This is a genomic window from Arthrobacter oryzae (assembly GCF_037911235.1).
Classification (GTDB): Bacteria; Actinomycetota; Actinomycetes; order Actinomycetales; family Micrococcaceae; genus Arthrobacter; species Arthrobacter oryzae_E.
On record NZ_JBBLYW010000069.1, the window covers coordinates 1 to 24,562 of the forward strand.

The window sequence follows — 24,562 nt, forward strand, 5'->3', positions numbered from 1 at the left end:
TGTGTTGCGGTGTGACTCTGCCTACGACTGACGCCTTGAGAGGGGTTTGTCTTCAAATTGATCTGTCCGCCGCAACACAACTGCAGTAAACGCGGCGGCCAGGTGGACATGACCTCATAGGAGCCTGTTCGAGGAGTCCCATTACTGTCTTGTCTGCCCACCCGGCCGGCGTGCCCCTTCGTGTCCCATCGCACGCAACGGAAGGTCAGGGCAGTTTCATCATGGCAAACGAACATCTGAAAGTCATCGGCGGGATCGATACCCACACCGATACCCATCATGTCGCCGTTATCTCCGAAACCGGTGTGCACCTCGCCGATCAGGAGTTTCTGGCTGTCGGGTCCGGCTACGCCAAGATCATCGAGTTCATCAGCGGCTTCGGACCGGTCGTTGCCGTCGGAGTCGAAGGCACCGGCAGCTACGGCGCTGAGCTTGCCCGGACACTGACGCAGGAAGGCATCCAGGTCCTGGAGGTTATGCGCCCGAACCGGCAGGGGCGCCGGCTGCGAGGGAAATCGGACCCGTTGGATGCCTACCAGGCCGCCGAATCCGTTCTCGCCGGCCGTGGCACCGCCACACCTAAGGCCCGGAACGGGGCAGTGGAGTCACTGCGTGTCCTGCGGGCCGAACGGAACTCCGCGATGCGGGCCCGGGTCGCTGTCATGACCCAGGTCCAGAACATTCTCGTCTCGGCCCCCGAACCGATCCGCGCCAGATACCGGGGCCTGAGCAGCAACTCCCTGATGGCCGCGCTGGAAAAGGCCCGACCGACCGGGAAACTTTCCGAGCCGGCGCAGGCCACCACCGTGGTGCTCAAACGCCTGGCAGTCCGCTACCGGCACCTGCATCAGGAACTGGCACTGATCGATGCCGAACTCGACGCGATCATCACCGTCCACGCACCCATGATCCGCGACCTCCACGGCGTCGGCACGGAGGTCGCCAGCCAGCTGCTCGTCACCGTGGGCGATAACCCCGAACGGATCAGCACGGAAGCGAAATTCGCAGCCCTCGTCGGCGTCGCACCGGTCCCCGCATCCTCCGGAAAGACCACCCGGCACCGGCTCAGCCGCGGTGGCGACCGCCAGGCCAACAAAGCCATCCACCACGTCGCGCTCGTCCGCATGATGAGCGACGCCCGCACCAAAACCTACGTCGCCAGGCGCCGGCAGGAGGGCAAGAGCAGCAAGGAAGTCATGCGCTGCCTGAAACGCTATATCGCCCGCGAAATCTACGAGCAGCTCCTGCACCCGCAGCCCGCCCCGGACGCCGGCGCCCTTCGGGCTCTCCGTAAAACCAAGAAGATCACGCTCCAGTCCGCCGCAGACAGTCTCCAGCTCTGGCCCACCAGGCTATCCCGGCTCGAACGCGGACTCACCCGCGACGACGTCTTGCACCAACGCTACGAAAACTGGCTCAACGAACATTGACACCTATAGGAGCATCAATTTAGTGCCCCGGGGAAGTCTGCCCTGCGTCGGTCCTTGGCTGACGAGCTAGGGCGTGTATCCCTATTGGCGTAACCAGATCAGGAAACCTTACCGGGACGTTCTGTTCGATCCCACTTCCTCTAGTGGAATCACCCCAACGGTGCTTTCGTTGACCTATACAGCTACAGCTGGAGAGTCATATGAAACGTCATCTGGATTCTAAAAATGTTCGCCAGGTTCTTGCTCTCTCACTCGCGATAGTGGCTTCCTTGGTTCTCTTACTGGTTCCCATGTACACCCAGGTAAAACTAACGTCTGGCGGGCCAGAGCAGGTTAGCCATCCGACCATGGTTGAAACAGTAGGGCCATCCATCTTCGTGCCGTTGCTCATCCCCGTGGCCCTGACCGCACTACCTCTCCTGACAAGAGGACGCACGCGGAGTCCAGTATCGGTAGCGACGACTGTCGCTCTTGTTGTCTTCGTAGTCATCGGCTCCGCAAGCATCGGCTGGTTCTACGTCCCAGCCATGGCCGCCGCCGTAGCCGCCGTTGTTACTTCGATGGGTAGCCACGCAGGGCCTCAATCGAACCACTCTACTGCCTAGCCCAAGGACCTCCGGACTGACCCCAGAGGGCGGTCGAACACCTGATTTAGGCGACACACGCTAGTCAACCTGCGGGAAGCCGAGGTCAATCACCGAGGTGGAGGGATCCGGCCAGCGTGTGGTCACCACTTTGCCGCGCGTGTAGAAGCGGATGCTGTCCGGTCCGTACATGTGGGTGTCGCCGAACAGCGAGTTCTTCCAGCCGCCGAACGAGAACGTACCGACTGGAACCGGGATGGGGACGTTGACGCCCACCATGCCGGCTTCGACGTCGAACTCGAACTGGCGTGCCGCGCCGCCGTCGCGCGTGAAGATGGCCACGCCGTTGCCGAACTCGTTGTCGTTCACGAGCTTGACGGCGTCACTGTAGCTGTCCGCGCGGACCACCGATAGCACGGGGCCGAAGATTTCGTCGTCGTAGACCTTCATGCCCGGCTTGACGTGGTCCACCAGGCTGACGCCGATGAAGAAGCCGTCCGAGTCGAAGGCGTGCTCGCGCCCATCCACCACAACCGTGGCGCCCTCGTCCGCGGCCCCGGCCACGTAGGAGGCAACCCTGTCCCGGTGTTCCTTGGTGATCAGGGGTCCCATCTGTGAGGCAGGATCCGTACCCGGACCGATCTTGAGGTCCGCCATGCGCGTTGAAATGGCCTTCACGAGGTCGTCGGCAATATTGCCTACGGCCACCAGCACGGAGACGGCCATGCAGCGCTCCCCCGCAGAGCCGTAGGCGGCTGACACAGCGGCGTCGGCGGCCATGTCCAGGTCTGCGTCCGGGAGGACCACCATGTGGTTCTTGGCACCGCCCAGCGCCTGGACCCGCTTGCCGTGGTCGGCAGCCCGCTTGTAGATGGACTGAGCGATCGGGGTGGACCCCACGAAGCTGACAGCCTTAACGCCCGGGTGTTCCAGCAGGACGTCCACAGCCTCTTTGTCGCCGTGGACCACGTTCAGGACGCCCGGCGGCAGGCCCGCCTCCGCGAAGACTTCCGCGATGAAAACGGCCGACGACGGGTCCTTCTCGCTGGGCTTGAGGAGGACGGTGTTGCCGCAGGCCAGCGCGCTGCCGATCATCCACAACGGCACCATGGCCGGGAAGTTGAACGGCGTGATGCAGGCGACCACGCCCACCGGCTGGCGCACCGAGTGGACATCCACGCCGCTGGACACCTGCTCCGAGCGTTCGCCCTTGAGCATGTGGGAAAGCCCGGTGGCGAATTCGATGTTTTCGAGGCCCCGGGAGATCTCGCCTTCGGCGTCGGACAGCACCTTGCCGTGCTCGCTGGTGAGGATGGCCGCCAGCTCGGACTTGCGCTGCGTCAGGAGTTCCCGGACCCGGAAGAAGATGTTGGTGCGCTTGGCCAGGCTCGTGGCCCGCCAGCCCGGCAGGGCGGCCTGGGCGGCGGCGATGGCTTCCTCCACGCGGGCGGCCGAGGCGAGTGCCACCTCTTTGTCCTGTGCGCCGGTGGCGGGGTTGAAGACGGGGCCGTAACGGTCGGCGTCGCTGATCAGGGCGCCGTTGATGAAGTGCGGAATGCGTTCCATGGGAAAGTCCTATTCGTGAAGCAGGCTGCGGTTAGTTGGAGGTCTCGAGCGAGCCGTCGACGAGTTTGATGATCATGGAGCAGTCCTTGCCGGACTGCCCGGAGTCGATGAGCCGCTGGAAGAGCGTCTGCACGTGTTCGCCGATTTCCAGCGGAGTGCCCGTGTCGCGGGCGGCGCTGATGGCCAGGCCGATGTCCTTGTTGGCGAGTTCGGTGGTGAACGTCGGGGCGAAGTCGTTGTTGGAAGCAGCGGTGGGAACAACCCCGGCCACCGGATACCACGTCCGCAGCGCCCAGCTGTCCCCCGAGGACACCGAGGCGATGTCCCAGAAGACCTGCTTGTCCAGGCCCAGGCGCTCGGCGAGGACTGCGCCCTCGGCAGTGGAAGCCAGATTGATGAAGAGCATGAGGTTGTTGCAGATCTTCGCTGCCTGCCCCGTGGTGGCGCCGCCGGTGGGAATGACATTGGAAGCCATGGGACGGATGTATTCCGTGGCGTCAGCCACGGCGCCCGGCTCCCCGCCGATCATGAAGGTCAGGGTTCCGGCCTTCGCTCCGCTCATGCCACCCGACACCGGGGCGTCCACGAAGCGGAAGCCGGCGGCAGCGGCGGCGTCGTGCAACGCCTGTGCGGAGGCGATGTCAATCGTGGAGGAATCCACCAGCAGCGTTCGCGTGTCTGCATGGGCCAGGACACCGTCCTTAGCCAGGTAAACGGCCCGGGCGTGTTCGCCCTTCGGCAGCATGGTGAAGACGACGTCGGCGCCGTCCACCGCCGCGGCAATGCTCGCCACCGGCTTCACACCGCCGGCTTCGGCGGCAGCCACCGCTTCGGGGTTGAGGTCGAATCCTCGGACGTCATGGCCTGCCTTTGCCAGGTTTGCCGACATGGACCCACCCATGTTCCCAAGACCGATCCAAGCGATTACTGCCATGGCGAAAGCTCCTTTGCTTCGTGTACCAGCCCAAATTGCTGGATGTTCCGTGTCCACCATCACACCCTGCTACAGTGCAATCAAGGGGAAAAATTACAGAGCCTATGTGCATGGATGCACATGGATCCGGGAGGCTGAATGATGGACGTGGAAAAGTGGATTTGAACCGGTTACCGAGTCCGGATGACCTGCTGATCCTGCTGACAGTGGCCAGGCTGGGCCGGTTCAATGCCGTGGCGGAGACGCTGGGCACCACGCACACCACCATTTCCCGCCGGATCATGGCGCTGGACAAACAGCTGGGCGGACGGACGCTGGAGCGCAGTCCGCACGGCTGGGAACTGACCGAGCTGGGCAGCCAGGCCGTTGCCGCCGCCGAGGCGATCGAGGCGACGCTCGGTTCGCTGACCGGCGCCCTCAGCAACGGCGAACACTCCCTGTCCGGCCTGGTCCGGATCAGCACCTCCGATGGATTCGGCGCGGAATTCGCGACCCCGGCGCTTGTCCGCCTGCAGCAGGAGAATCCGCTGTTGAACGTCGAGATGCTCAGTGCCACCCGCAAGGCCAGCCAGAACCGGTCCGGCGTGGACCTGGAAGTGGTGGTTGGCCGCATGGAGGTCACCAACGCCCAGCCCATCTTCCTCACGAACTACTTCCTGCGGCTGTACGCCAGTCCGGGCTATGTCCGCTCCCGCGGGCTTCCGGCTGCCTTGGACGACGTCCGGGAGCACGGCTTTGTCTCCTACGTTGAGTCGGCGCTGCAGGTGGCGGAACTAGGGCACCGGTCCTCGCAGCTGCCCGCACCCAAATTCAGCTTCCAGGCCACCAGCATCTTCGCCCAGGTGGAGGCAGTCCGGCGCGGCGCGGGCATCGGCCTGTTGCCGAACTTCATGGTGGCAGACAATCCGGACTTCGTGCCCGTGCTGCCCGAGTTGTTCCAGCGCCAGCTTCCCATCTGGGCGGTGGCGCGTCCGGAGTCGCTGCGCTCGGCGTCGGTCCTTGCCGTCGTGGAGGCGCTTAAAGCGGAAGTGTCAGACCGCCAGGAACTCCTGGCGGCCTGACACTAACCTGGCCTGACACTAACCTGGCCTGATCCTAGGCCTGGAACAGCCGGCGGACCACCTCTCCGGCGGCCAGGGCATCGAGGCCCTCGTTGATTTCCGCCAGCGGCCGGGTGTCCGTGTGCAGCAGCTCCACCGGAAGCCGTCCGGCCCGCCAGTAGTTAAGGTACAGCGGAATGTCCCGCTCCGGCACTGCATCCCCCATATAGGAACCGAGAAGCCGCTTCCCCGCCCCGGCGAACTGCAGTGCCCCCACCGTCAGTTCCGCAGAGGGTTTCGGCAGTCCGACGGAGACGACGGCGCCGCCCCGCGTCACCAGGTCCAGGCACGAGGCGATCACCCCTGCGGATCCCACTGCCTCCACGGCGACGTCCACGCCGTCGCCCGTTGCGTCAGCGACCAGCCGGGCGGCGTCGTCGGGAGTTCCCACTGCCGTGGCGCCGCAGTCCCGGGCGAGCTGGTGCTTGCCATCGTTGGGGTCGATGGCGATGACGGCGGCAGCCCCGGCCAGCGACGCCGCCATCACGGCGGACAGCCCGACGGCGCCAAGCCCGAAGACTGCCACGGACTGCCCGGAGGTGACCGCCGCCGTGTTCAGCACAGCGCCCATCCCGGTGAGCACCGCGCACCCGAACATTGCCGCGACGGTGTCCGGGACGTCGTCGCCGATCACCACCACGGACTCGCGCGCCACCACGGCGTAGTCGGCAAAGGCCGAGACGCCGAGGTGGTGGTTGATCCGCTCGCCCGACGGCGTCCGCAGCAGAGCTTCCCCGTGCAGCAGGTCACCCGAGCCGTTGACCTCGGCGGCGCGGTGGCACAAGGCCGGGCGGCCGGAACGGCACGCCCGGCAGTCGCCGCAGCTGGGAACGAAGACGAGCACCACGTGGTCCCCCGCCGAGACGTCCCGGACGCCTTCGCCCACTGCCACGACCCGTCCCACGGCCTCGTGTCCCAGCGCCATGGGCAGCGGCCGGACCCGGGAGCCGTCCACCACCGAAAGATCCGAGTGGCACAGGCTGGAGTAAGTGATGGCCACTCCCAGCTCGCCGGGGCGGGGTTCGGGCCGGTCGAGTTCCTGGACCACAAGCGGGCGGGCTTCGGTGTAGCTGGTTCCCGCGGGGACGGTGGAATAGAGGACTGCTGCTCGCATGGACACCTTCCTTGCCGCTACTTCTTGGCCGGCATCTCTTGGCTGTTTGGCTTGGAAGCGGCCAGCAGGTCCACCGTGCCCTGCGCATCCGCGGCATCCACGTCGTGCAGCGAAATCCCGCGGGTTTCCTTGAGCATGAAGACAGCGAACATGGTGACGAGGCAGGCACCGAGCAGGTAGATCGCCACCGGAACGGAAGACTTGAAGTTGCTCAGCAGCGCCGTGGCGATGATCGGAGCCAGTGAACCGGCGACGATCGAGGTGACCTGGTATCCGAGTGAAACACCCGAGTAGCGCATCCGGGTCGGGAACATCTCAGCCATGATCGCAGGCTGGCCGGCATACATCAGCGCGTGGAACACGAGGCCGATGGTGATGGCGGCAAGGATGACCAGATCGTTCTTCGTGTCCATCATCGGGAAGGCGAAGAAGCCCCAGGTGCCGCCGAGGATGGCGCCCGCCATGTAGACGGGCTTGCGGCCGAAAGCGTCCGAGAGCTTGCCGACCATCGGTACGGTGCAGAAGTGGATAAAGTGCGCCACCAGCAGCAGGAGGAGGATCCTGGACGTGTCGGTCTGGACCACGACCTTCAGGTACGTGATGGAGAACGTAACCACAAGGTAGTAGAGGATGTTCTCCGCGAACCGCAGGCCCATGGCCGTGAAGACGCCGCGCGGGTAGCGGCGGAAGACCTCGGCAACGCCGTAGCCCTTGTTCTCAACGACAACTTCCTTGCGTGCTTCGAGGAAGATGGGCGCATCCTGGACCTTGGTGCGGATGTAGTAGCCCACGATCACGATCACCGCGGACAGCCAGAACGCGACGCGCCAGCCCCAGCTGAGGAAGTCGGCCGAGGACAACGTGGAGGACAGCGTGAACAGTACGCCGGTAGCGAGCAGGTTGCCCATGGGCACCGCGGACTGCGGCCAGCTGGACCAGAATCCGCGAGACTTGCTGGGGCTGTGTTCAGCCACGAGCAACACGGCGCCGCCCCATTCACCGCCGACGGCGAAGCCCTGCACGAACCGCAGGAACACCAGCAGGGCCGGGGCCCAGTAGCCGATCTGCTGGAAGGTGGGGAGGCAGCCCATCAGGAAGGTGGAAACACCCACCAGGATGATGCTTAGCTGCAGCAGCTGCTTGCGGCCGAACTTGTCACCGAAGTGGCCGAACACGATGCCACCGATGGGACGGGCCACGAAGCCCACAGCGTAGGTGACGAAGGCGGCAATGATCCCGTCCAGCTCCGTACCGGAATTGGGGAAAAACAACTTGCCGAAAACCAGGGTGGCCGCGGAAGCGTAGAGGAAGAACTCATACCATTCAACAACGGTGCCGGCCATGGAGGCCGTTACCACTTTCCTCAGCCCGGAAGCCTTGACATCAGTCTCATCTACTCGCCTTGCGGCGGACTCGTGTGTGCTCATTGTGAACTCCTTCGGCGTCTCCGTCGACACCATGTGGACCATTCCGTAGCGGCCGCGTGTGATGTGCACCACCAACGCGCGCCGGTCCCCTAGAGTATGGACTCACATTGCCGCAGACTCAACGCCATTTTCTGCAGAACAGCTCTGCAAAAACGCACAACGAGCCTGCGGGGCTATGCGAAGAAGTTCTGCCGCAGCTGATTGCTGAGCTGGCCGATCTCGGTCAGGAAGCCGTCGTGGCCGATGGGAGCATCGATGACGTGCACCGGGACATCACCGGGGAGCGCTGCCGCAAGTTCGCGGGACTGCGCAGGAAAGTACAGCCTGTCCGTATTCACTGCGGCGATGAAGAACTCAGCCTTGGCCTCAGCGAGTGCTTCCGTGAGCGGGCCGCGCCCCCGGCCGACGTCGTGGCTCATGAGCGCTTCAGTGATGGCGATGTAGCTGTTGGCATCAAAGCGGCGCACCAGCTTGGTGCCCTGGTAGTCGAGGTAGCTCTCCACCTGGTAGCGGCCGCGCTCCCCCAGCGACACTGCCTGGAGCGGGGCCTCGCCGCCTTGCGGGCTGCGGCCGAACCGGGTCGCCAGCTCGTCCGCCGAGCGGTACGTAATGTGCGCAATCCTGCGTGCCAGGGCCAGGCCGGCCTCTGGCTCCGGCCTCCCGTAGTAGTCTCCGTCGTTGAAGTTTGCGTCCTGGCGGATGGCGAGGGTCTGCGCCTGCGCGAACGCGATCTGCTCGGCAGTGCTGCTGGCGCCGCTTGCTATCACACCGCAGCGCCGGACGCGGTCGGGATAGGTCACGGCCCATTCCAGGGCGCGGGCTCCGCCCAGGGAGCCGCCCAGGACCGCGAACCAGCTGCCGATACCCAGGGCGTCTGCCAGCCGGGCCTCGGCCGCCGTGGTGTCGCGCAGGGTCACCAGGGGAAAGCGCGAACCCCACGGCTTCCCGTCCGGGGCGGGGGTCGACGGACCCGTGGAGCCGTAGCATCCGCCCAGGATGTTGATGGAAACCACGAAATACTTGTCCGTATCAACCGGGGCGCCCGGGCCGGCCAGCTGCTCCCACCAGCCTTCCTCGTCGCTGGCTCCCCTCGTGACATGGGTGCTGCCGGTCAGGGCATGCTGCACCAGCACGGCGTTGGAACGGTCCGCGTTCAGCGTTCCCCACGTTTCGTAGGCGAGCGTGACGTCCGGGAGGTGCCCTCCGGCTTCAAGGTCAAGTCCGCCGACGCTCAGGAATTTAACGGTGCCGTCAGGGATGGTGGCCGTGAATGACTCATTGTGGCTGCTGGTTGCGGGTACACCGCTGCGGGTGACGGCAATCGTCATGTGAGGACCTCTTCTTCGCGCTTGCCTGCCGCCAACTGGCCGGCAGGCCAGGTCTTCACCCGGGGCACCCCGCCGCGTAAGGAGGGTTGCCGGCCAGCAAGCCGGGGCTGTCGCTGGCACTCATGACCTGTAGAGAGTCTACGAAATGCGTCGCCGCAATGGCGAAGATTGTGACAGCAATATGACTCCCGGCGTCGACGGCGCCGGGAGCCACAGCGGTCAGTCGCCCTTGGCGGCGCGGAAACCGGCGTCGAGGTCGGCGATGATGTCATCGATGTGTTCCAGCCCGACCGAGAGGCGGACCAGCCCCGGCGTCACGCCGGCCACGGCCTGCTGTTCCGCCGTCAGCTGGCTGTGCGTGGTCGACGCCGGGTGGATGACCAGGGAGCGCACGTCGCCGATGTTTGCCACGTGTGAGTGGAGTTCCAGCGCGTCCACGAACCGCTTGCCGGCCTCGGCCCCGCCGGCGATATTGAAGGACACGATGGCTCCGGTGCCCTTGGGACCGTACTTGCGGCCGCGCTCGTACCAGGGGCTGGACGGCAGGCCCGCGTAGGCGACCGATTCGACGTCGTCCCTGGACTCCAGCCACTCGGCGACGCCCACCGCGTTGGCGACATGCCGCTCAACGCGCAGGCTCAGGGTTTCCAGGCCCTGGGCGATGAGGAAGGCGTTGAACGGGGAAACCGCGGACCCCAGGTCGCGCAGCAGTTGGACGCGGGCCTTGAGGATGAAGGACAGGTTCGCTCCCAGGGCACCCTCCGCCCCGAGGTCCCGCGCGTAGACAAGTCCGTTGTAGGTAGGGTCCGGCGTGTTGAAGCCGGGGAACTTCGCCGGGTCCTTGCCGAAGTCGAAATTGCCCGAGTCCACAATCACGCCGGCGATGGCGCTGCCGTGCCCGCCAAGGTACTTCGTGGCCGAGTGCACCACAATGTCGGCGCCCCATTCCAGCGGCCGGATGAGGTAGGGAGTGGACAACGTGTTGTCCACGATCAGCGGAACACCTGCCGCGTGGGCAACGCCGGACACGCCTTCGATATCCAGGACATCCTGCCGCGGGTTGGAGACCACCTCGGCGAGGAAGAGCTTGGTGTTGGGCCGGACGGCGTCCTCCCACTGCTGCAGGTTGTCCGGATCCTCGACGAACGTCACGGTGATGCCGAACTTCTTCAGGGTGTGGGCCAGCAGGTTGTAGGTGCCGCCGTAAAGGCTGGGACTGGCCACCACATGGTCGCCGGCTTCAGCCACGTTGAGGATGGCAAACGTTTCCGCGGCCTGGCCCGAGCTAAGCAGGAGCGCTGCCAGTCCCCCTTCCAGGCTGGCGACGCGTTGTTCCACGGCGTCCTGGGTGGGGTTGCCGATGCGGGTGTAGATGGGTGCCAATTCGGCCAGCGCAAAGCGGTTGGCGGCGCTTTCGGCGCTCGGGAATACGAACGACGTCGTCTGGTAGATGGGCAGCGCCCTGGCGCCGGTGGCGCTGTCCGGCTCCTGGCCGGCGTGGATCTGTCGGGTTTCGAATGACCAGGCATTGGACATCGGGAAGCTCCTTCCGGGAAGGGCACCTGTGCCGGGGCAGGAATTGCCGTCGCAGGAGTGGTGCCGCTGGCGCTCATGGCCTGGCCCCAGTGTAGGAACGGCCGATTGCGTGTGAACAGGTTTGTGACGAAGGACGTCGGCCGCGTAGTTTCAGGCCCTCAAGCCGGACCGCAATGACATCCCACCACGGTTAGGACAGCCTTAGCTGAGAGCTCCATCACAAAGTGCCAAGATGATGGCATGCGCATGGATCACGTCTCTTACGCCTGTGAACAAGATGGCTTGGCTGCCACCACCGAACGTATTGCAACCGCCCTCGGCGTCGAAGCCGTGAAGGGCGGGGTACACCCCCGTTTTGGCACCCGCAACATGATTATCCCGCTCGCCGGGCACAAATACCTGGAGGTTGTGGAGGTCCTGGACCACCCGGCCTCCGACAAGGCTCCGTTCGGGCAGGCCGTCCGGGCACGCTCCGCAGCGGGCGGCGGCTGGATGGGCTGGTGCGTCGAAGTGGACGACCTGGCACCGTTCGAAGAGCGCCTCGGCCGCTCGGCTGTCAACGGCAACCGCAAGTTCCCCGACGGCCGCGAACTCGTCTGGAAGCAGATCGGCATCCTGGGCCTCATCGCGGACCCGCAGGTGCCCTACATGCTCAAGTGGGAAGGCGACCCGGAGCTTCACCCGTCCAACGCCTACCCAAGCAACGTTAAGATGTCCAGCCTCACCATCGCCGGCTCCGCCGAGCGCGTCACGGAGTGGCTTGGTCAGCCGGTCGAGAAGCCCCTGGAGGATGTGGCTGTTGACTGGGTCGCCCCGAAAGGAACGCCGGGAATCCTGTCCGTCACCTTCGAAACCGCCTCCGGGGCAGTAACCATCTAGTCCGCTTCCACCATGTGGTCCGCCACGGACCACGGGCAGCGCGCTGCCCCGAACTTCGGCCGCTATCAGCGGGTGCCAACGACGTCACCCACCGATAGCGGCCGAATCCTTTTTAAGCGGCTGCCGGCTAGCCCAGCCCGATGGCCTTGCCGAAGAGGCTGAAGCCGACGAAGGCCACGATGTCCAGCAGCGCGTGGGCGATCACCAGCGGCATCACGCGGCGGGTCTTCGTATAGATCCAGGCAAATACCACCCCCATGACGGCATTGCCGAGGAACGGGCCGAAGCCCTGGTAGAGGTGGTAGCTGCCCCGGAGCATGGAGCTCGCGAAGATCGCCAGCGGCACACTCCACCCGAACTTCCCGAGCCGGTCCAGCAGGTACCCCACCACGATGACTTCCTCGACGATCCCGTGCCGCACGGCAGAAAGGATCAGCACGGGAATGGTCCACCAATAGGCGTCCAGCGCGCTGGGGATGATGGCCGTGGTGATGCCCAGGGCCCGGCCGGCGGCGTAGAGCCCCAGGGACGGAATGCCGATCAGCGCCGCGAGACCCAGCCCCTGCAGCAGGTCCTTGCCTGGACGGGCAAAGTTGAAACCGAGCCTGCGGAAGGCAGAGGCTCCGGACTCCCCCGCCGGACGGTGCTCGGTAAGGAAATAGATCACCAGGGCCACCGGCACCAGGGCGAAGACGATGTCCAGCAACTGGTAGGTCAGGTCGAAGTATTCGCGGCTGCTCTGCGAGCGGTTGAGGGTGGAGGTGCCTTCCGCCAGGGGTGCACGCGTCATCTTGTCCAGCAACTGCACCACCGAGTACACGGCGGACTGCCCCAGCGACAGACCCAGGACAATCCAGACTTCTATCCGCAGACGACGGCGGGAGGGAACCAGCATGTTCCTATCTTGCCCGCACTTGCTGGTTCTTTCCTGTCCGCCGCTGGCGGATGCGCGCCGTTACTGATGGGACGATGCTTGCCGCCCGCCGCGCAGGCCGGGGCCTATGCTAGGAATTTATGAGCGCGCCCGAAAAAATCATCATGATCCGGCACGGCCAATCGGCCGCCAATGCCGACACCTTCATCTACAACCGGGTGCCCGATTACCGGATACCGCTGACGGAACTCGGCGTGGCGCAGGCACAGGCTGCCGGCGAGCGGATCCGCCGGGAGCTGGACGGGCGTCAGGTGTGTGTTTACGTGTCGCCTTACCTCAGGGCGTACCAGACCCTTGAAGCGCTCAACCTGGGGCCGCTCACAGAACGGGTCATCGAGGAGCCCCGCCTCCGTGAACAGGACTGGGCAAACTTCCAGATCGCCGGGGACATCGAGGACCAGAAGGAACTCCGGAACGCGTACGGCCACTTCTTCTACCGCTTCCGTGAGGGCGAATCCGGTTCGGATGTCTACGACCGGATCTCCTCCTTCATGGAGACGCTCCACCGGCACTGGGCCAGGCCGGACTATGCCCCCAATGCCCTGTTCGTGACGCACGGGCTCACCATGCGGCTGTTCTGCATGCGCTGGTTCCACTGGTCCGTGGAGTATTTCGAGTCCCTCAACAACCCGGACAATGCCGAAGTGCGGACCCTGGTGCGCACCCACAGGGGCAAGTACGAACTGGACAAGCCGTTCAGCCAGTGGGAGGAACGCCGCGTGGACGAGACGGTCCTGGATGCACCGCCGATGGTGTTCTGACGGCCGGTCCTGCCGCCCTGCCGTTAGCGGGCGCGGACTCCCGCCCGCCAGACGGCGTGGGTCAGCGGGATGCCCGGCCGGTACGCCAGGTGGGTGGCGGAGGGGGCATTGAGCATGTGCAGGTCCGCGCGGTGGCCGACGGCGAGCGAACCCACCGCCCGTTCGCCGTCGGCGTCGTTCCCCACCTCCCGGTGCAGCGCCAGCGCGCCGCCGTACGTTGCGGCGCGGACGGCCTCATGGACGCTCAGCCGCATCTGGAGGACGGCGGTGGTGACGCAGAAGGCCATCGAGCTGGTGTAGGAGGTGCCGGGGTTGCAGTTGGAGGCCAGGGCTACCGGCACCCCGGCGTCGAGCAGCTCCCGCCCGGGAGCCAATGGCTGCCGGGTGGAGAGGTCGCAGGCGGGCAGGCACGTGGCCACGGTCCCCCGCGTGCCGGTTGCGCCGTCGGCGTCCGTACCCTGCCACGCGGCCCAGCTTCCTGCCAGGGCGTCGATGTCCGCGGCGGACAGGTAATTGACGTGGTCCACGCTGGCCGCACCGAACTCCACGGACAGCTGCACGCCGGGCCCTTCGCCGAGCTGGTTGCCATGGACCCGCAGTCCAAGGCCGGCGTCCTTGCACGCCTGGAGCACGCGGCGCGACTGGTCTTCGGTGAACGCCCCCTGCTCGCAGAACACGTCCGCCCAGCGGACGTAGGGCCGGACGGCAGCCAGCATGGGTCCGCACACCAGGTCCGTGTATTCCTCGGCATCGGCCCCGGCCGGGACCAGATGGGCGCCCAGGTACGTCACTTCGTCAGCCACAGTCGAGGCGATGCGTGCGCTCCGCGCCTCGTTCTCCACATCCAGGCCGTAGCCGGTCTTGGTTTCCAGGTACGTGGTCCCCTGGGAGACCGCCTCGGCCACGCGGCCCAGGGCAAGCCGGGTGAGGTCGAAGTCGCTCGTCCCGCGCGTGGCGCCGGTGGTCACGGCGATGCCGCCGGCACTGTAGCTCTGGCCCGCCATCCGGGCCTCGAACTCCGCGGTCCTGTCACCGGCGAAGATCAGGTGCGTGTGCGAATCCACCCAGCCAGGGAGCAATGCGCGGCCGCCGGCATCCACGGCGTCGTCAGCGGCCGGAGCGGCCGAGGCCGGCCCGATCCACGAGATGCGCTCCCCTTCAATCACCACGGCGGCATCCTTGAGGACGCGGTGCTCCGCGTCCTGGGTCATCAGCTCGGCAATATTGGTGATCAGGGTGCTCATGAGTCCATTCTTCAGCGCCGGATGGACCAGCGGGTTGCGGCCAGGGCCGCGGCTGTCCGGGATGCCGGACTGAGCCCGGCCTCCCCGTCCCCGGCAGTCTGCCCCGTGGACGGACCCCCCAGGATCAGGTCCGCAGCAAGTTCCGCAATGCCGGACGAGGTCTGGAAACCGTAACCTCCCTGTCCGGCGAGCCAGAAGAATCCAGTGGCTTCGGCGTCGAACCCCACTACCGGGACGCCGTCGGCGGCTTCAGTACGAAGGCCGGTCCACGCAGACTTGACGCTCCTGATGCCCAGCGTGGTCACCGCGTTAAGCCGCGCCACCAGCGCCTCGATGTCGCCCGGGTACGGTTTCGCGTCCTCGGGGCCGCTTGGCACGGATTCCGACGGCGAAATCAGCACGTCGTTTCCTTCCCTGCGGAAGTAGAACGATTCGTCGGCCGCAGCCACCATGGGGCAGGACTCCGGGAGGGAATGGTCGACGTCGACAACCGCCGCAGTGCGGCGGTAGGGCTGGAGCCCGAGCTTCTCGACGCCGCTGATCACAGCAAGTTCGTCAGCCCAGGCTCCGGCCGCGTTGACCACGACGCCGGCCTCGAACGCCTCCTGGCCTGCCCCTATCTCCCACCCTGATCCCAGCCGCTGGGCGGAATGGACCTTGGCGCCCGTGATGATGTCCACGCCGCCCGCCTCGGCCCGCTGCCGGTGGTCCTCCAGCAGCACGGGAGCGTTGCAGGCGAATGAACCGGTGTCCAGGCCGGCCGCGGTGAAGCATCCGGGATCCAGCACAGGGCACAGCTCCAGCGCCTCGGCATGGGAAATCCGGTGCATGTGCCCGCTGGCTTCGTCCCGGACAGTGTCTTCGTCGCCGATCAGCATAAAGCTGCGAGGCGACAGCACAGGTTCCGGCAGCTCCGCGTCCCGCGCCGCGATCAGCCCGAGCGTGCGCAAGGTCAGCTCCTGGACCACCACCGGGCCGTAGCTGGGGATCAGCTGCCGGGCCGAACGCGCTGACGTGTGGTACGCCAGGGACTGTTCGGCCTCAACGAGCGCCACACTGCATTTACCGGCCAGGGCGGAGGCCAGGGACAGTCCGGCGATACCGCCGCCCACAATCACCACATCGTAATTTGCTGACATGACTACATCCTTGCACCCGTCAGCACGTCACGTCAGTACCTTAGGCTCCCACCGCGTCGCGGCTGTCGACGAACGCCCGGACGCACGCCTCAACATCCTCCGTGCTGTGCGCCGCGGAGAGCTGGACCCGGATCCGGGCCGCTCCCTTGGGCACTACGGGGTAGCTGAACGCGGTGACAAACACCCCGTGCCGGAGCATCCGGTCTGCCACCTTGGCCGCCATCACGGCATCCCCGAACATCACCGGGACGATCGCATGCTCGCCGTCGAGGAGCTCGAATCCTTCGGCGGCCATGCGGTTCCGGAACAGCTCGGCGTTGGCGAACAGCTGGGAGCGCAGCTCGGCAGAGTTCTCCACGAGGTCCAGGGCCTTCAGAGTGGCCGCCACAATGGCCGGCGCGAGAGAGTTGGAGAAGAGATAGGGGCGCGCCTTCTGGCGAAGCATGGCCACCACTTCGGCGCGGCCCGAGACGTAGCCGCCGGAGGCACCGCCCAGGGCTTTGCCGAACGTGCCCGTGTAGATGTCCACCCGGTGGCCGACGCCGGCGTGCTCGGGCGTGCCCGCACCGGTGGAACCCATGAAGCCCACGGCGTGCGAGTCGTCCACCATCACCAGGGCGTCATACTTTTCGGCCAGGTTACAGATGGCTTCGAGCGGGGCCAGGTAGCCGTCCATGGAGAACACGCCGTCCGTCACGATGATCTTGCGGCGGGCCGGCTTCTCTTGTGTGGCGGCCTCGACCAGTTTGGCTTCCAGGTCCGCCATGTCGCGGTTCGCGTAGCGGAAGCGCTGGGCCTTGCAAAGCCGGATGCCGTCGATGATGGAGGCGTGGTTCAGGGCGTCGGAGATGATGGCGTCCTCGGGCCCGAAGAGGGATTCAAACACGCCGCCGTTGGCATCGAAGCAGCTGGAGAAGAGGATGGTGTCTTCAGTGCCCAGGAACTTGGAGACGCGGGCCTCGAGTGCCAGGTGCAGGTCCTGGGTGCCGCAGATGAAGCGCACGCTGGCCATGCCGAAGCCGCGCTCGTCCATGGCGGCCTTCGCGGTGGCAATGATGTCCGGGTGGTCCGCCAGGCCCAGGTAGTTGTTGGCGCAGAAGTTGAGGACGTTGGCGCCGGCCTCGCCGATCTGCCCGGCCGTGATGTGGCTGGCCTGCGGCGAGTCGATGTGGCGTTCGGTCTTGTACAGGCCTGCGGTGCGGATCTCATCCAGCTCGTTCTGCAGCTGGTCCTTAATGGCTGAATACATGGGGTGTGCTCCTCAGCTGGGTGAATTCTTTGTTCTGGTGCTGGTCAATACTGGAAACGGGCTAGAAGACGGTCCAGTCGAGGACAACTTTGCCGCCCACGCCTGCACGGGCAACCTCGAAGCCCTTCTCCCAGTCCGAGGCGGGCAGGGTGTCCGTCACCACCGCGGAGATGTTGGCGTGCAGCACCGGGTTGGAGGACAGCATGGCGCTCATCGCGTACCAGGTCTCGAACATTTCCCGGCCGTAGATGCCCTTCATGGTCAGCATATGCGTGACCACCTTGCCCCAGTCGATGTCGATGGACTGGCTCGGCAGGCCCAGCATGGCGATCCGGCCGCCGTGGTTCATGTTGTCGATCATCTCCGGCAGGGCGGTGGGGTGCCCGGACATTTCCATGCCGATGTCGAAACCCTCGCGCATGCCCAGTTCGCGCTGGGCGTCCCGGACGCGCATCTTCGAGACGTCGATGGCGAGGTCCACGCCGAGCTGGCGGGCCAGTTCCAGGCGTGGCGCGGAGACGTCGGTGATGGCGATTTTCCGGGCGCCGGCGTGGCGGGCGACGGCGATGGCCATGAGCCCGATCGGCCCGGCGCCGGTGATCAGCACGTCCTCACCCACGAGCGGGAAGCTCAGGGCCGTGTGGACGGCGTTGCCGAAGGGATCGAAGATGGCGCCCAGTTCGGGAGTGACGGACGGATCCTGGTGGACCCAGACGTTGGTCTCGGGGATCACCACGAATTCGGCAAAGGCACCGTCCCGCTGCACTCCCACGCTGACGGTGTGGATGCACATCTGGCGGCGGCCGGCGCGGCAGTTGCGGCAGATGCCGCACACGATGTGCCCTTCGCCGGAGACGCGGTCGCCCACCTTGACGTCGCGGACATCCTCGCCGATCTCCACCACTTCGCCGTAGAACTCGTGGCCGGCGATCAGGGGCGCCTCGATCATGCTCTGGGCCCAGGCATCCCAGGACTGGATATGAAGGTCCGTGCCGCAGATCCCGGTGGTCATCACGCGGATCTTGACGTCCCCGGGGCCGGTTTCCGGCTCGGGGCGGTCCACCAGCTCAAATCCGGCGTGGGAGCCGGCTTTGTACAGAGCCTTCATTGGCTTCCTAACTCTCGGTATTGCGTCGTGCGGTGCCGGCAGTGTGCTCAGGCTGACTCCCTTCATTAGAACCACAAAGAAGCATTAGCACAACCGAATTCTTCTCAATCGACGATTTAGGATTCGCTAAGCAATAGACTCGGAGGCATGGAAATCCATCAGCTGGAAATGCTCAGGGAACTCGGCGCCCTTGGCAGCGTCAAAGCGGTGGCCGAAACGCTCCTGGTCACGCCCTCCGCCGTGTCCCAGCAGTTGGCTGCACTCCAGCGCAGCGTGGACGTGCCACTGACCCGCAAGGAGGGCCGGAACCTGGTGCTCACCGAAGCAGGCCAGGCACTGGCCGACGCCGGTGCCGCCGTCGTCAGCGCGATGGCGGACGCGCGGATGGCGATCGGCGCGTACCACGGCTCCACGGTGGCTCCGGTGACGGTGAGCGGTTTCCACAGTGCCGGGCAGGCGCTGTTCGCGCCGCTGGCCCGGCTGCTGGATTCACCGGACAAGCCAAGGGTGCTGCTCTCCGACGAGGACGTGGCGCAGCAGGACTTCCCCGCCTTGACGGCGCGCTACGACCTGGTGCTGGCGCACCGGATGGACCACAGCCCGAGATGGCCGGAGGAACGGGTGGCCGTCATCCCGCTCGCGCACGAGCCGCTGGATGTGGCATTGTCCGCGGGGCACCGCCTGGCGGGCAAGGAAACACTGACGGCGCTCGACGTCGTGGGCGAACCGTGGGTGACCAGCCACGCCGGCTACTCCCCCGCGGACGTGCTGTCCGCCGTCGCCGCCGTGTCCAGCAGGGAACTGAACATTGTCCACCGGATCAACGACTACTCCACGGTGGCGGGGCTGGTGGCCACTGGCAGCGTCATCGGGCTGCTGCCGCGGCACACGGCAAAGCCGGTGCTGAACCCGGAGATCGTCCTGCGGCCGCTGCAGGGCATCAGCACCCGGCGCCGGATCGACATCCTGGCCCGGCCGGAAAACCTCAAGCGGACCTCGGTGATGATGGTGTGCGAGGCCTTGGAGGACATCATGGCCGGCCTGGTGTCCCCTTAACCCAAGTGGGTCGCAGTAGATGTCGTGATGGGCGCCCATCACGACATTAACTGCGACCCAGTTGGGTTAAAACGGCTTACTTAGCCTTCGACGCCGAGCTTTTCCAGGATCAATTCGCGGACACGGCCGGCGTCGGCCTGCCCGCGGGTGGCCTTCATGACGCCGCCCACGATCGCGCCAATGGCCTGCACCTTGCCGCCGCGGATCTTGTCCGCGACGCCGGGCTGAGCGGCGAGGGCCGCATCGATGGCTTCCAGCAGGGGGCCGTCGTCGGATACCACGGCCAGGCCGCGCTTCTCCACGATCTCCGCGGGGGTACCTTCGCCGGCGAGAACGCCGTCCAGCACTTCGGCGGCCATCTTGTTGTTGATCTTGCCGGCTTCCACCATCTTGTTCAGCTCAACGATGGTTCCGGGCTTGACGCCCAGCTGGCCGGGGTCCACGTCGGCGTTCTTGGCGCGGCCCACGATCTCGCCCATCCACCACTTGCGGGCCACGTTTGCAGTGGCACCGGCCGCGATGGTTTCCTCGATCTCGTCCATGACACCGGCGTTGACCACGTCGCGGAATTCCAGGTCCGAATAGCCCCAGTCGGCCTGCAGGCGCTTGCGGCGCTCGGCCGGCGGCTCAGGCAGGGTGGCACGCAGTTCCTCCACCCACTCACGGGAGGCAACAATCGGAACCAGGTCCGGCTCCGGGAAGTAGCGGTAGTCGTCGGCGTCGGACTTGGCCCGGCCCGACGTCGTCGAGCGCGTGTCCTCGTGCCAGTGGCGCGTTTCCTGGATGACCGGCTCACCGGAGTCCAGGACGGCGGCGTGCCGCTGGATCTCGTAGCGGACGGCGTGTTCGACGGCGCGCAGCGAGTTCACGTTCTTGGTTTCCGAGCGGATGCCGAAGCGTTCCCGGCCGTGCGGGCGCAGCGAAACGTTGGCGTCGCAGCGCACGTTGCCGCGCTCCATCTTCGCGTCCGAAACACCGAGGTTCTTCACGATCTCGCGAACGGCTGCGACGTAAGCCTTGGCCAGTTCGGGCGCGCGGCTGCCGGCACCCTGGATAGGTTTGGTCACAATTTCCACCAGCGGCACACCGGAGCGGTTGTAGTCCACCAGCGAGTAGTCGGCACCCTGGATGCGGCCTGCGGCACCGCCCATGTGGGTCAGCTTGCCGGCGTCCTCTTCCATGTGGGCGCGCTCGATTTCGACGCGGAACACGGTGCCGTCCGACAGTTCGATGTCCAGGTAGCCGTCGTACGCGATGGGTTCGTCGTACTGGGAGGTCTGGAAGTTCTTCGGGGTGTCCGGGTAGAAGTAGTTCTTCCGGGCGAAGCGGCAGGTCTCGGCGATCTTGCAGTTGAGCGCGAGGCCGATCTTGATGGAGGACTCGATCGCGGTCTTGTTGACCACGGGCAGCACGCCGGGCATGCCGAGGTCCACCTCGTTGACGTTCGTGTTGGGCTCATCGCCGAAGACGTTCGGGGCGGAGGAGAACATCTTGGTCTTGGTGTTGAGTTCCACGTGGACCTCGAACCCCAGGACCGGATCGTACTTCTCCATGGCCTCTTCGAAGCTCAGGGTTGCGTCAGTCATTAGTGTGAACCTCCGTGGCTCGGGACAGTTTCAGTCAGCTCCGGGGCACGGTCCAGCAGCGGGCCGCCCCACTGCGCCTCGAGCAGCGATTCGAGCACGGCACCCACACGGTACAGGCGCGCGTCCTGGCGGGCCGGGGCCAGGAGCTGGATACCGACGGGCAGTCCGTCCTCGTCCGCCAGGCCGCCCGGCAGGGACAGGCCGGGGACGCCGGCCATGTTGGCCGGGATGGTGGCGACGTCGTTCAGGTACATGGCCAGGGGGTCGTTCAGCTTCTCGCCCAGCTTGAAGGCCGTGGTGGGGGCCGTCGGGGAAATCAGCACGTCGGCCTGCGCGAACGCGGCCTCGAAGTCACGCTGGATCAGGGTGCGGACCTTCTGGGCCGAGCCGTAGTAGGCGTCGTAGTAACCGGCGCTCAGCGCGTAGGTCCCCAGGATGATGCGGCGCTTCACTTCGTCGCCGAAGCCGGCTGCCCGGGTGGCGCCCATGACGCGCTCGATGGTGAGCGGCGCATCCTTGGGGAGCACGCGGAGGCCGTACCGGACGCCGTCGAACTTGGCCAGGTTGGAGGAAGCCTCAGAGGGCATGATCAGGTAGTACGCGCCCAGCGCGTACTTGAAGTTGGGGCAGGACACCTCAACGATTTCCGCGCCGGCCTGCTTGAGCAGTTCGAGGGATTCGTTGAAGCGGTTCTCGACGCCGGCCTGGTAGCCCTCGCCGTGGAGTTCCTTGATGATGCCGATCTTCATGCCGTCCACGTTGCCCGTCCGTGCGGCGGCAACGAGGTCTTCCAGCGGGTCCGGCAGGGACGTGGAGTCGTGCGGGTCGTGGCCGCCGATGACCTGGTGCAGCAGGGCCGAGTCCAGCACGGTACGGGAAACCGGGCCGATCTGGTCCAGCGAGGAGGCCATGGCGATGGCGCCGTAGCGGGACACGCTGCCGTAAGTGGGCTTGACGCCCACGGTGCCGGTGACGGCGCCGGGCTGCCGGATGGATCCGCCGGTGTCCGTGCCGAGGGCAAGGGGCGCTTCAAACGCGGCGACGGCGGCAGCCGAGCCGCCGCCGGAGCCGCCCGGGATCCGGTCCAGGTCCCACGGGTTGCGGGTGGGGCCGTAGGCGGAGTGTTCCGTGGAGGAACCCATGGCGAATTCGTCCAGGTTGGTCTTGCCCAGGATGGGCATCTTGGCGTCGCGGAGGCGTTTGACCACCGTGGCGTCGTACGGGCTGTGCCAGCCTTCGAGGATCTTGGAGCCGGCCGTGGTGGGCTGGCCGACAGTGACGATGAGGTCCTTGACGGCGATGGGGACGCCGGCGAGCTCGTGGAGTTCCGCGGCGGCTGCACCGCCTGCGGCGCGGATGGCGTCCACCTCCGCGGCGACGGCGAGCGCCTCCTCGGTGTTCACGTGCAGGAAGGCGTGGACTCCCCGGGGGCCGCCGTCGACCGCTGCGATGCGGTCCAGGTAGGCCTGGGTGACCTCGACGGAGGTGACCTCGCCGGCCGCGAGCTTCTGGGCCAGCTGCGCGGCGGAGAGGCGGATCAGAACGTTGTTCTCAGTCATGTATCAGTCCTCATCCAGGATGGCCGGAACCTTGAAGCGGCCTTCGTAAGCGTCGGGGGCACCGCTCAGGGACTGCTCGGCTGTGAAAGTGTGGCCCACAACGTCCTCGCGGAACACGTTCGTCAGCGGAATCGGGTGGGACGTGGCCGGGACATCATCACCGGCGGCTTCACTTACGGACTTCACTGAATCGACGATGACGGCGAGTTCGCCGGCCATCCGGTCCAGCTCTTCAGCACTCATCTCGATGTGCGCGAGACGCGCGAGATGCGCGACGTCGTCGCGGTTGATCGCAGCCATGGATCTCCCCTGCAATGTAGTTTTGGTTTCCCCCATAGTCTACGTTGCAACAGTGTGCCCGCCTGACGACCCCCAGCGGGCGTCAGACGGGCAGCACCGACCCGCAGCCGGGCTGCAAGCAGCCAGCCGCAGGCAGCTTTACCCTAACCGATACCGATGGCTCCCGTCAGCATTCCGACACCCAGCATGACGAGGGAGACGACGGCACTGCGCCACAGCACCTTCTTGTGGTGGTCGCCCAGGTCCACTTTGGCCAGGGACACCAGGAGCAGGATGGCAGGAACCAGCGGGCTCTGCATGTGGAACGGCTGGCCGGTGATGGAGGCGCGTGCCATCTCGGCCGCGCTGATGCCGTAGTGCGCAGCGGTCTCGCTGAGGACCGGGAGGACGCCGAAGTAGAAGGCATCGTTGCTCATGAAGAACGTCATAGGGATGCTCAGGACACCGGTGATGACAGCCATCAGCGGTCCCATGTCCGCGGGGATGATCTGCACCAGCCATGCGGACATCGCTTCAACCATGCCGGTGCCGGTGAGGACGCCGGTCAGCACTGCAGCGGCCATGACCATGCTGACCACGGCCACGATCGACGGAGCGTGGGCCACGAGCTGCGCGCCCTGGTCCTTGACGTGGGGGAAGTTGACCAGCAGGGCGATGGCCGAGCCCACCATAAAGACGTACGGCAGGGGCACGAGGTCCGCGATGAGCATGCCCATGACGGCGATGGTCAGGCCCAGGTTGAACCACTGCAGCTTGGGGCGCAGGGTCTTACGGTTGGGGTCCAGGGCGGTGTCCGCCATGGCGGTGTCACTGTCGTCCACCAGCAGTTCGGTGCGTTCCAGGACGGCCACGGAGGAGCCTTCAGGTGCGATGCCTGCGGTTCCGGAACCGCCGGTGCCCGGGCCACGGCGGGAGGTGCGGCTGCCGCCGGCGGCCGTGCCGCCGTCGAACGCTTCAGCGGTATCGGGCACGCCCCAGATTTCGGGCTGGGTGGCGCGGAGGCGGTTGCGTTCCTGCAGGCCGAGCACCCAGGCGAAGACCAGGACGACGGCGAGGCCCGCGACCAGGGACGGGATCATGGGGACGAAGACGTCGTTGACGTCGATCTTCAGGGCGCTGGCGGCACGGGCCGTGGGGCCGCCCCACGGGACGATGTTCATGGTGCCGTTGGCCAGGCCGGCCACGCAGGTGAGGACTACGGGACTCATCTTCAGCCGGAGGTAGATGGGCAGCATTGCCGCGGTGGTGAGGATGAACGTGGTGGAACCGTCACCGTCGAGGGAGACGGCGGCAGCCAGCAGGGCGGTGCCGAGCACCACCTTGGCGGGGTCGTTGCCCAGCTTGCGGAGGATGAAGCGCACCAGCGGGTCGAACAGCCCGACGTCGATCATCAGGCCGAAGTAGATGATGGCGAACATCAGCAGGGCTGCGGTGGACGTCATGGACTTCATCGAGTCCAGCACCATGTCCCCGATGCCGAGTCCTGCCCCGGCGAACAGCCCGAAAACGGTGGGGACGATGATCAGCGCCAGCACTGGCGTCAACTTCTTCGTCATGATCAGCACCATGAATACCGCGATCATGGCGAATCCAAGTAATACCAGCACGGCCGGCTCCTTTGTCAGTCAGTGGCACCACTCCGGTGTGATGCGCACTACAGACGTTAGAGTGGCCCGCGTCACGGCAGTGCCTTTGGCTCGATTGATTGGCATACTGCTTATTGGGAGC

20 protein-coding genes and 1 riboswitch are annotated in these 24,562 nt (G+C 65.9%); of the genes, 5 read left to right on the forward strand and 15 right to left on the reverse strand.

The genetic code is table 11. The features are described from left to right. Positions 1–221 precede the first annotated feature (221 nt). A complete protein-coding gene (locus WMN78_RS19890) occupies positions 222–1,430 on the forward strand; it encodes an IS110 family transposase (protein ID WP_340535484.1) in 1,209 nt (402 codons plus the stop codon). A 665-nt stretch (positions 1,431–2,095) separates the two neighbouring features. Here the strand turns inward: WMN78_RS19890 and WMN78_RS19895 are convergent. Both WMN78_RS19895 and mmsB read right to left on the reverse strand, forming a co-directional pair. Then, positions 2,096–3,580, reverse strand: coding sequence for a CoA-acylating methylmalonate-semialdehyde dehydrogenase (locus tag WMN78_RS19895; protein ID WP_340535485.1), 1,485 nt, complete (start codon positions 3,578–3,580; stop codon positions 2,096–2,098). 31 nt (positions 3,581–3,611) lie between these two features. After that, entirely contained in the window at positions 3,612–4,514 is a 903-nt protein-coding gene (gene mmsB / locus WMN78_RS19900; RefSeq protein WP_340535486.1) for a 3-hydroxyisobutyrate dehydrogenase, read from the reverse strand. A 161-nt stretch (positions 4,515–4,675) separates the two neighbouring features. On the opposite strand from mmsB, the gene WMN78_RS19905 reads away from it, so the two are divergent. Beyond that, on the forward strand, positions 4,676–5,575 hold the full coding sequence (locus tag WMN78_RS19905; protein ID WP_340535509.1) for a LysR family transcriptional regulator: 900 nt from the start codon (positions 4,676–4,678) through the stop codon (positions 5,573–5,575). Positions 5,576–5,609: 34 nt separating this feature from the next. Here the strand turns inward: WMN78_RS19905 and WMN78_RS19910 are convergent, their stop codons facing one another. The 4 genes from WMN78_RS19910 to WMN78_RS19925 all read right to left on the reverse strand — a co-directional run bounded on the left by WMN78_RS19910 (position 5,610) and on the right by WMN78_RS19925 (position 11,019). Next, positions 5,610–6,728 carry a zinc-dependent alcohol dehydrogenase family protein gene (locus WMN78_RS19910; protein ID WP_340535487.1) on the reverse strand — a complete coding sequence of 373 codons (1,119 nt, stop codon included), beginning with the start codon at positions 6,726–6,728 and terminating at the stop codon, positions 5,610–5,612. A gap of 17 nt (positions 6,729–6,745) precedes the next feature. Beyond that, complete coding sequence (locus WMN78_RS19915) at positions 6,746–8,155, reverse strand: MFS transporter (RefSeq protein WP_340535488.1); 1,410 nt, start codon at positions 8,153–8,155, stop codon at positions 6,746–6,748. Positions 8,156–8,328: 173 nt separating this feature from the next. Then, positions 8,329–9,483 (reverse strand): homoserine O-acetyltransferase MetX, encoded by a 1,155-nt coding sequence (gene metX / locus WMN78_RS19920; protein WP_340535489.1) that lies wholly within the window; start codon positions 9,481–9,483, stop codon positions 8,329–8,331. 12 nt (positions 9,484–9,495) lie between these two features. Further along, a riboswitch (SAM riboswitch) is annotated at positions 9,496–9,611 on the reverse strand. Between the two features lie 91 nt (positions 9,612–9,702). Beyond that, positions 9,703–11,019: a bifunctional o-acetylhomoserine/o-acetylserine sulfhydrylase gene (locus WMN78_RS19925; protein ID WP_340535490.1), complete on the reverse strand. Its 1,317-nt coding sequence runs from the start codon at positions 11,017–11,019 to the stop codon at positions 9,703–9,705. Positions 11,020–11,259: 240 nt separating this feature from the next. Here WMN78_RS19925 and WMN78_RS19930 point away from each other — a divergent pair, with 240 nt between their 5' ends. After that, complete coding sequence (locus WMN78_RS19930) at positions 11,260–11,898, forward strand: VOC family protein (protein WP_340535491.1); 639 nt, start codon at positions 11,260–11,262, stop codon at positions 11,896–11,898. Between the two features lie 127 nt (positions 11,899–12,025). On the opposite strand, the gene WMN78_RS19935 is transcribed toward WMN78_RS19930, so the two are convergent. After that, positions 12,026–12,793, reverse strand: coding sequence for a CPBP family intramembrane glutamic endopeptidase (locus tag WMN78_RS19935; RefSeq protein ID WP_340535492.1), 768 nt, complete (start codon positions 12,791–12,793; stop codon positions 12,026–12,028). Between the two features lie 119 nt (positions 12,794–12,912). Between WMN78_RS19935 and WMN78_RS19940 the strand changes: the two genes are divergently transcribed. Beyond that, on the forward strand, positions 12,913–13,593 hold the full coding sequence (locus tag WMN78_RS19940; protein ID WP_340535493.1) for a histidine phosphatase family protein: 681 nt from the start codon (positions 12,913–12,915) through the stop codon (positions 13,591–13,593). Positions 13,594–13,616: 23 nt separating this feature from the next. Here the strand turns inward: WMN78_RS19940 and hutI are convergent, their stop codons facing one another. The 4 genes from hutI to tdh form a co-directional block, all read right to left on the reverse strand. After that, complete coding sequence (gene hutI / locus WMN78_RS19945; protein ID WP_340535494.1) at positions 13,617–14,837, reverse strand: imidazolonepropionase; 1,221 nt, start codon at positions 14,835–14,837, stop codon at positions 13,617–13,619. An 11-nt stretch (positions 14,838–14,848) separates the two neighbouring features. Next, a complete protein-coding gene (locus tag WMN78_RS19950) occupies positions 14,849–15,976 on the reverse strand; it encodes an FAD-dependent oxidoreductase (RefSeq protein ID WP_340535495.1) in 1,128 nt (375 codons plus the stop codon). Positions 15,977–16,016: 40 nt separating this feature from the next. Further along, positions 16,017–17,225, reverse strand: coding sequence for a glycine C-acetyltransferase (locus WMN78_RS19955; protein ID WP_340535496.1), 1,209 nt, complete (start codon positions 17,223–17,225; stop codon positions 16,017–16,019). Between the two features lie 61 nt (positions 17,226–17,286). Next, complete coding sequence (gene tdh / locus WMN78_RS19960; RefSeq protein ID WP_340535497.1) at positions 17,287–18,333, reverse strand: L-threonine 3-dehydrogenase; 1,047 nt, start codon at positions 18,331–18,333, stop codon at positions 17,287–17,289. Positions 18,334–18,480: 147 nt separating this feature from the next. Between tdh and WMN78_RS19965 the strand changes: the two genes are divergently transcribed. Further along, positions 18,481–19,389 carry a LysR family transcriptional regulator gene (locus tag WMN78_RS19965; RefSeq protein ID WP_340535498.1) on the forward strand — a complete coding sequence of 303 codons (909 nt, stop codon included), beginning with the start codon at positions 18,481–18,483 and terminating at the stop codon, positions 19,387–19,389. 80 nt (positions 19,390–19,469) lie between these two features. Here the strand turns inward: WMN78_RS19965 and gatB are convergent, their stop codons facing one another. The 4 genes from gatB to WMN78_RS19985 all read right to left on the reverse strand — a co-directional run bounded on the left by gatB (position 19,470) and on the right by WMN78_RS19985 (position 24,441). Next, positions 19,470–20,975 carry an Asp-tRNA(Asn)/Glu-tRNA(Gln) amidotransferase subunit GatB gene (gene gatB, locus WMN78_RS19970; protein ID WP_340535499.1) on the reverse strand — a complete coding sequence of 502 codons (1,506 nt, stop codon included), beginning with the start codon at positions 20,973–20,975 and terminating at the stop codon, positions 19,470–19,472. Further along, on the reverse strand, positions 20,975–22,534 hold the full coding sequence (gatA, locus tag WMN78_RS19975; protein WP_340535500.1) for an Asp-tRNA(Asn)/Glu-tRNA(Gln) amidotransferase subunit GatA: 1,560 nt from the start codon (positions 22,532–22,534) through the stop codon (positions 20,975–20,977). The genes gatB and gatA overlap by 1 nt, the downstream gene beginning before the upstream one ends. Before the next feature lie 3 nt (positions 22,535–22,537). Continuing rightward, positions 22,538–22,834, reverse strand: coding sequence for an Asp-tRNA(Asn)/Glu-tRNA(Gln) amidotransferase subunit GatC (gene gatC / locus WMN78_RS19980; protein WP_028272567.1), 297 nt, complete (start codon positions 22,832–22,834; stop codon positions 22,538–22,540). 143 nt (positions 22,835–22,977) lie between these two features. Then, positions 22,978–24,441, reverse strand: coding sequence for a CitMHS family transporter (locus WMN78_RS19985; protein WP_340535501.1), 1,464 nt, complete (start codon positions 24,439–24,441; stop codon positions 22,978–22,980). Positions 24,442–24,562 lie beyond the last annotated feature (121 nt).

What these genes read in the sequence shown, in the direction of transcription:
- WMN78_RS19965 (WP_340535498.1), top strand. Translation starts at nt 18,481, where the DNA reads ATGGAAATCCATCAGCTGGAAATGCTCAGGGAACTCGGCGCCCTTGGC.
- WMN78_RS19930 (WP_340535491.1), top strand. Translation starts at nt 11,260, where the DNA reads ATGCGCATGGATCACGTCTCTTACGCCTGTGAACAAGATGGCTTGGCT.
- mmsB (WP_340535486.1), bottom strand. Translation starts at nt 4,514, where the DNA reads ATGGCAGTAATCGCTTGGATCGGTCTTGGGAACATGGGTGGGTCCATG.
- gatA (WP_340535500.1), bottom strand. Translation starts at nt 22,534, where the DNA reads ATGACTGAGAACAACGTTCTGATCCGCCTCTCCGCCGCGCAGCTGGCC.
- WMN78_RS19925 (WP_340535490.1), bottom strand. Translation starts at nt 11,019, where the DNA reads ATGTCCAATGCCTGGTCATTCGAAACCCGACAGATCCACGCCGGCCAG.
- WMN78_RS19940 (WP_340535493.1), top strand. Translation starts at nt 12,913, where the DNA reads ATGAGCGCGCCCGAAAAAATCATCATGATCCGGCACGGCCAATCGGCC.
- gatC (WP_028272567.1), bottom strand. Translation starts at nt 22,834, where the DNA reads ATGGCTGCGATCAACCGCGACGACGTCGCGCATCTCGCGCGTCTCGCG.
- WMN78_RS19890 (WP_340535484.1), top strand. Translation starts at nt 222, where the DNA reads ATGGCAAACGAACATCTGAAAGTCATCGGCGGGATCGATACCCACACC.
- metX (WP_340535489.1), bottom strand. Translation starts at nt 9,483, where the DNA reads ATGACGATTGCCGTCACCCGCAGCGGTGTACCCGCAACCAGCAGCCAC.
- WMN78_RS19935 (WP_340535492.1), bottom strand. Translation starts at nt 12,793, where the DNA reads ATGCTGGTTCCCTCCCGCCGTCGTCTGCGGATAGAAGTCTGGATTGTC.
- hutI (WP_340535494.1), bottom strand. Translation starts at nt 14,837, where the DNA reads ATGAGCACCCTGATCACCAATATTGCCGAGCTGATGACCCAGGACGCG.
- WMN78_RS19950 (WP_340535495.1), bottom strand. Translation starts at nt 15,976, where the DNA reads ATGTCAGCAAATTACGATGTGGTGATTGTGGGCGGCGGTATCGCCGGA.
- WMN78_RS19955 (WP_340535496.1), bottom strand. Translation starts at nt 17,225, where the DNA reads ATGTATTCAGCCATTAAGGACCAGCTGCAGAACGAGCTGGATGAGATC.
- WMN78_RS19910 (WP_340535487.1), bottom strand. Translation starts at nt 6,728, where the DNA reads ATGCGAGCAGCAGTCCTCTATTCCACCGTCCCCGCGGGAACCAGCTAC.
- WMN78_RS19915 (WP_340535488.1), bottom strand. Translation starts at nt 8,155, where the DNA reads ATGAGCACACACGAGTCCGCCGCAAGGCGAGTAGATGAGACTGATGTC.
- gatB (WP_340535499.1), bottom strand. Translation starts at nt 20,975, where the DNA reads ATGACTGACGCAACCCTGAGCTTCGAAGAGGCCATGGAGAAGTACGAT.
- WMN78_RS19895 (WP_340535485.1), bottom strand. Translation starts at nt 3,580, where the DNA reads ATGGAACGCATTCCGCACTTCATCAACGGCGCCCTGATCAGCGACGCC.
- tdh (WP_340535497.1), bottom strand. Translation starts at nt 18,333, where the DNA reads ATGAAGGCTCTGTACAAAGCCGGCTCCCACGCCGGATTTGAGCTGGTG.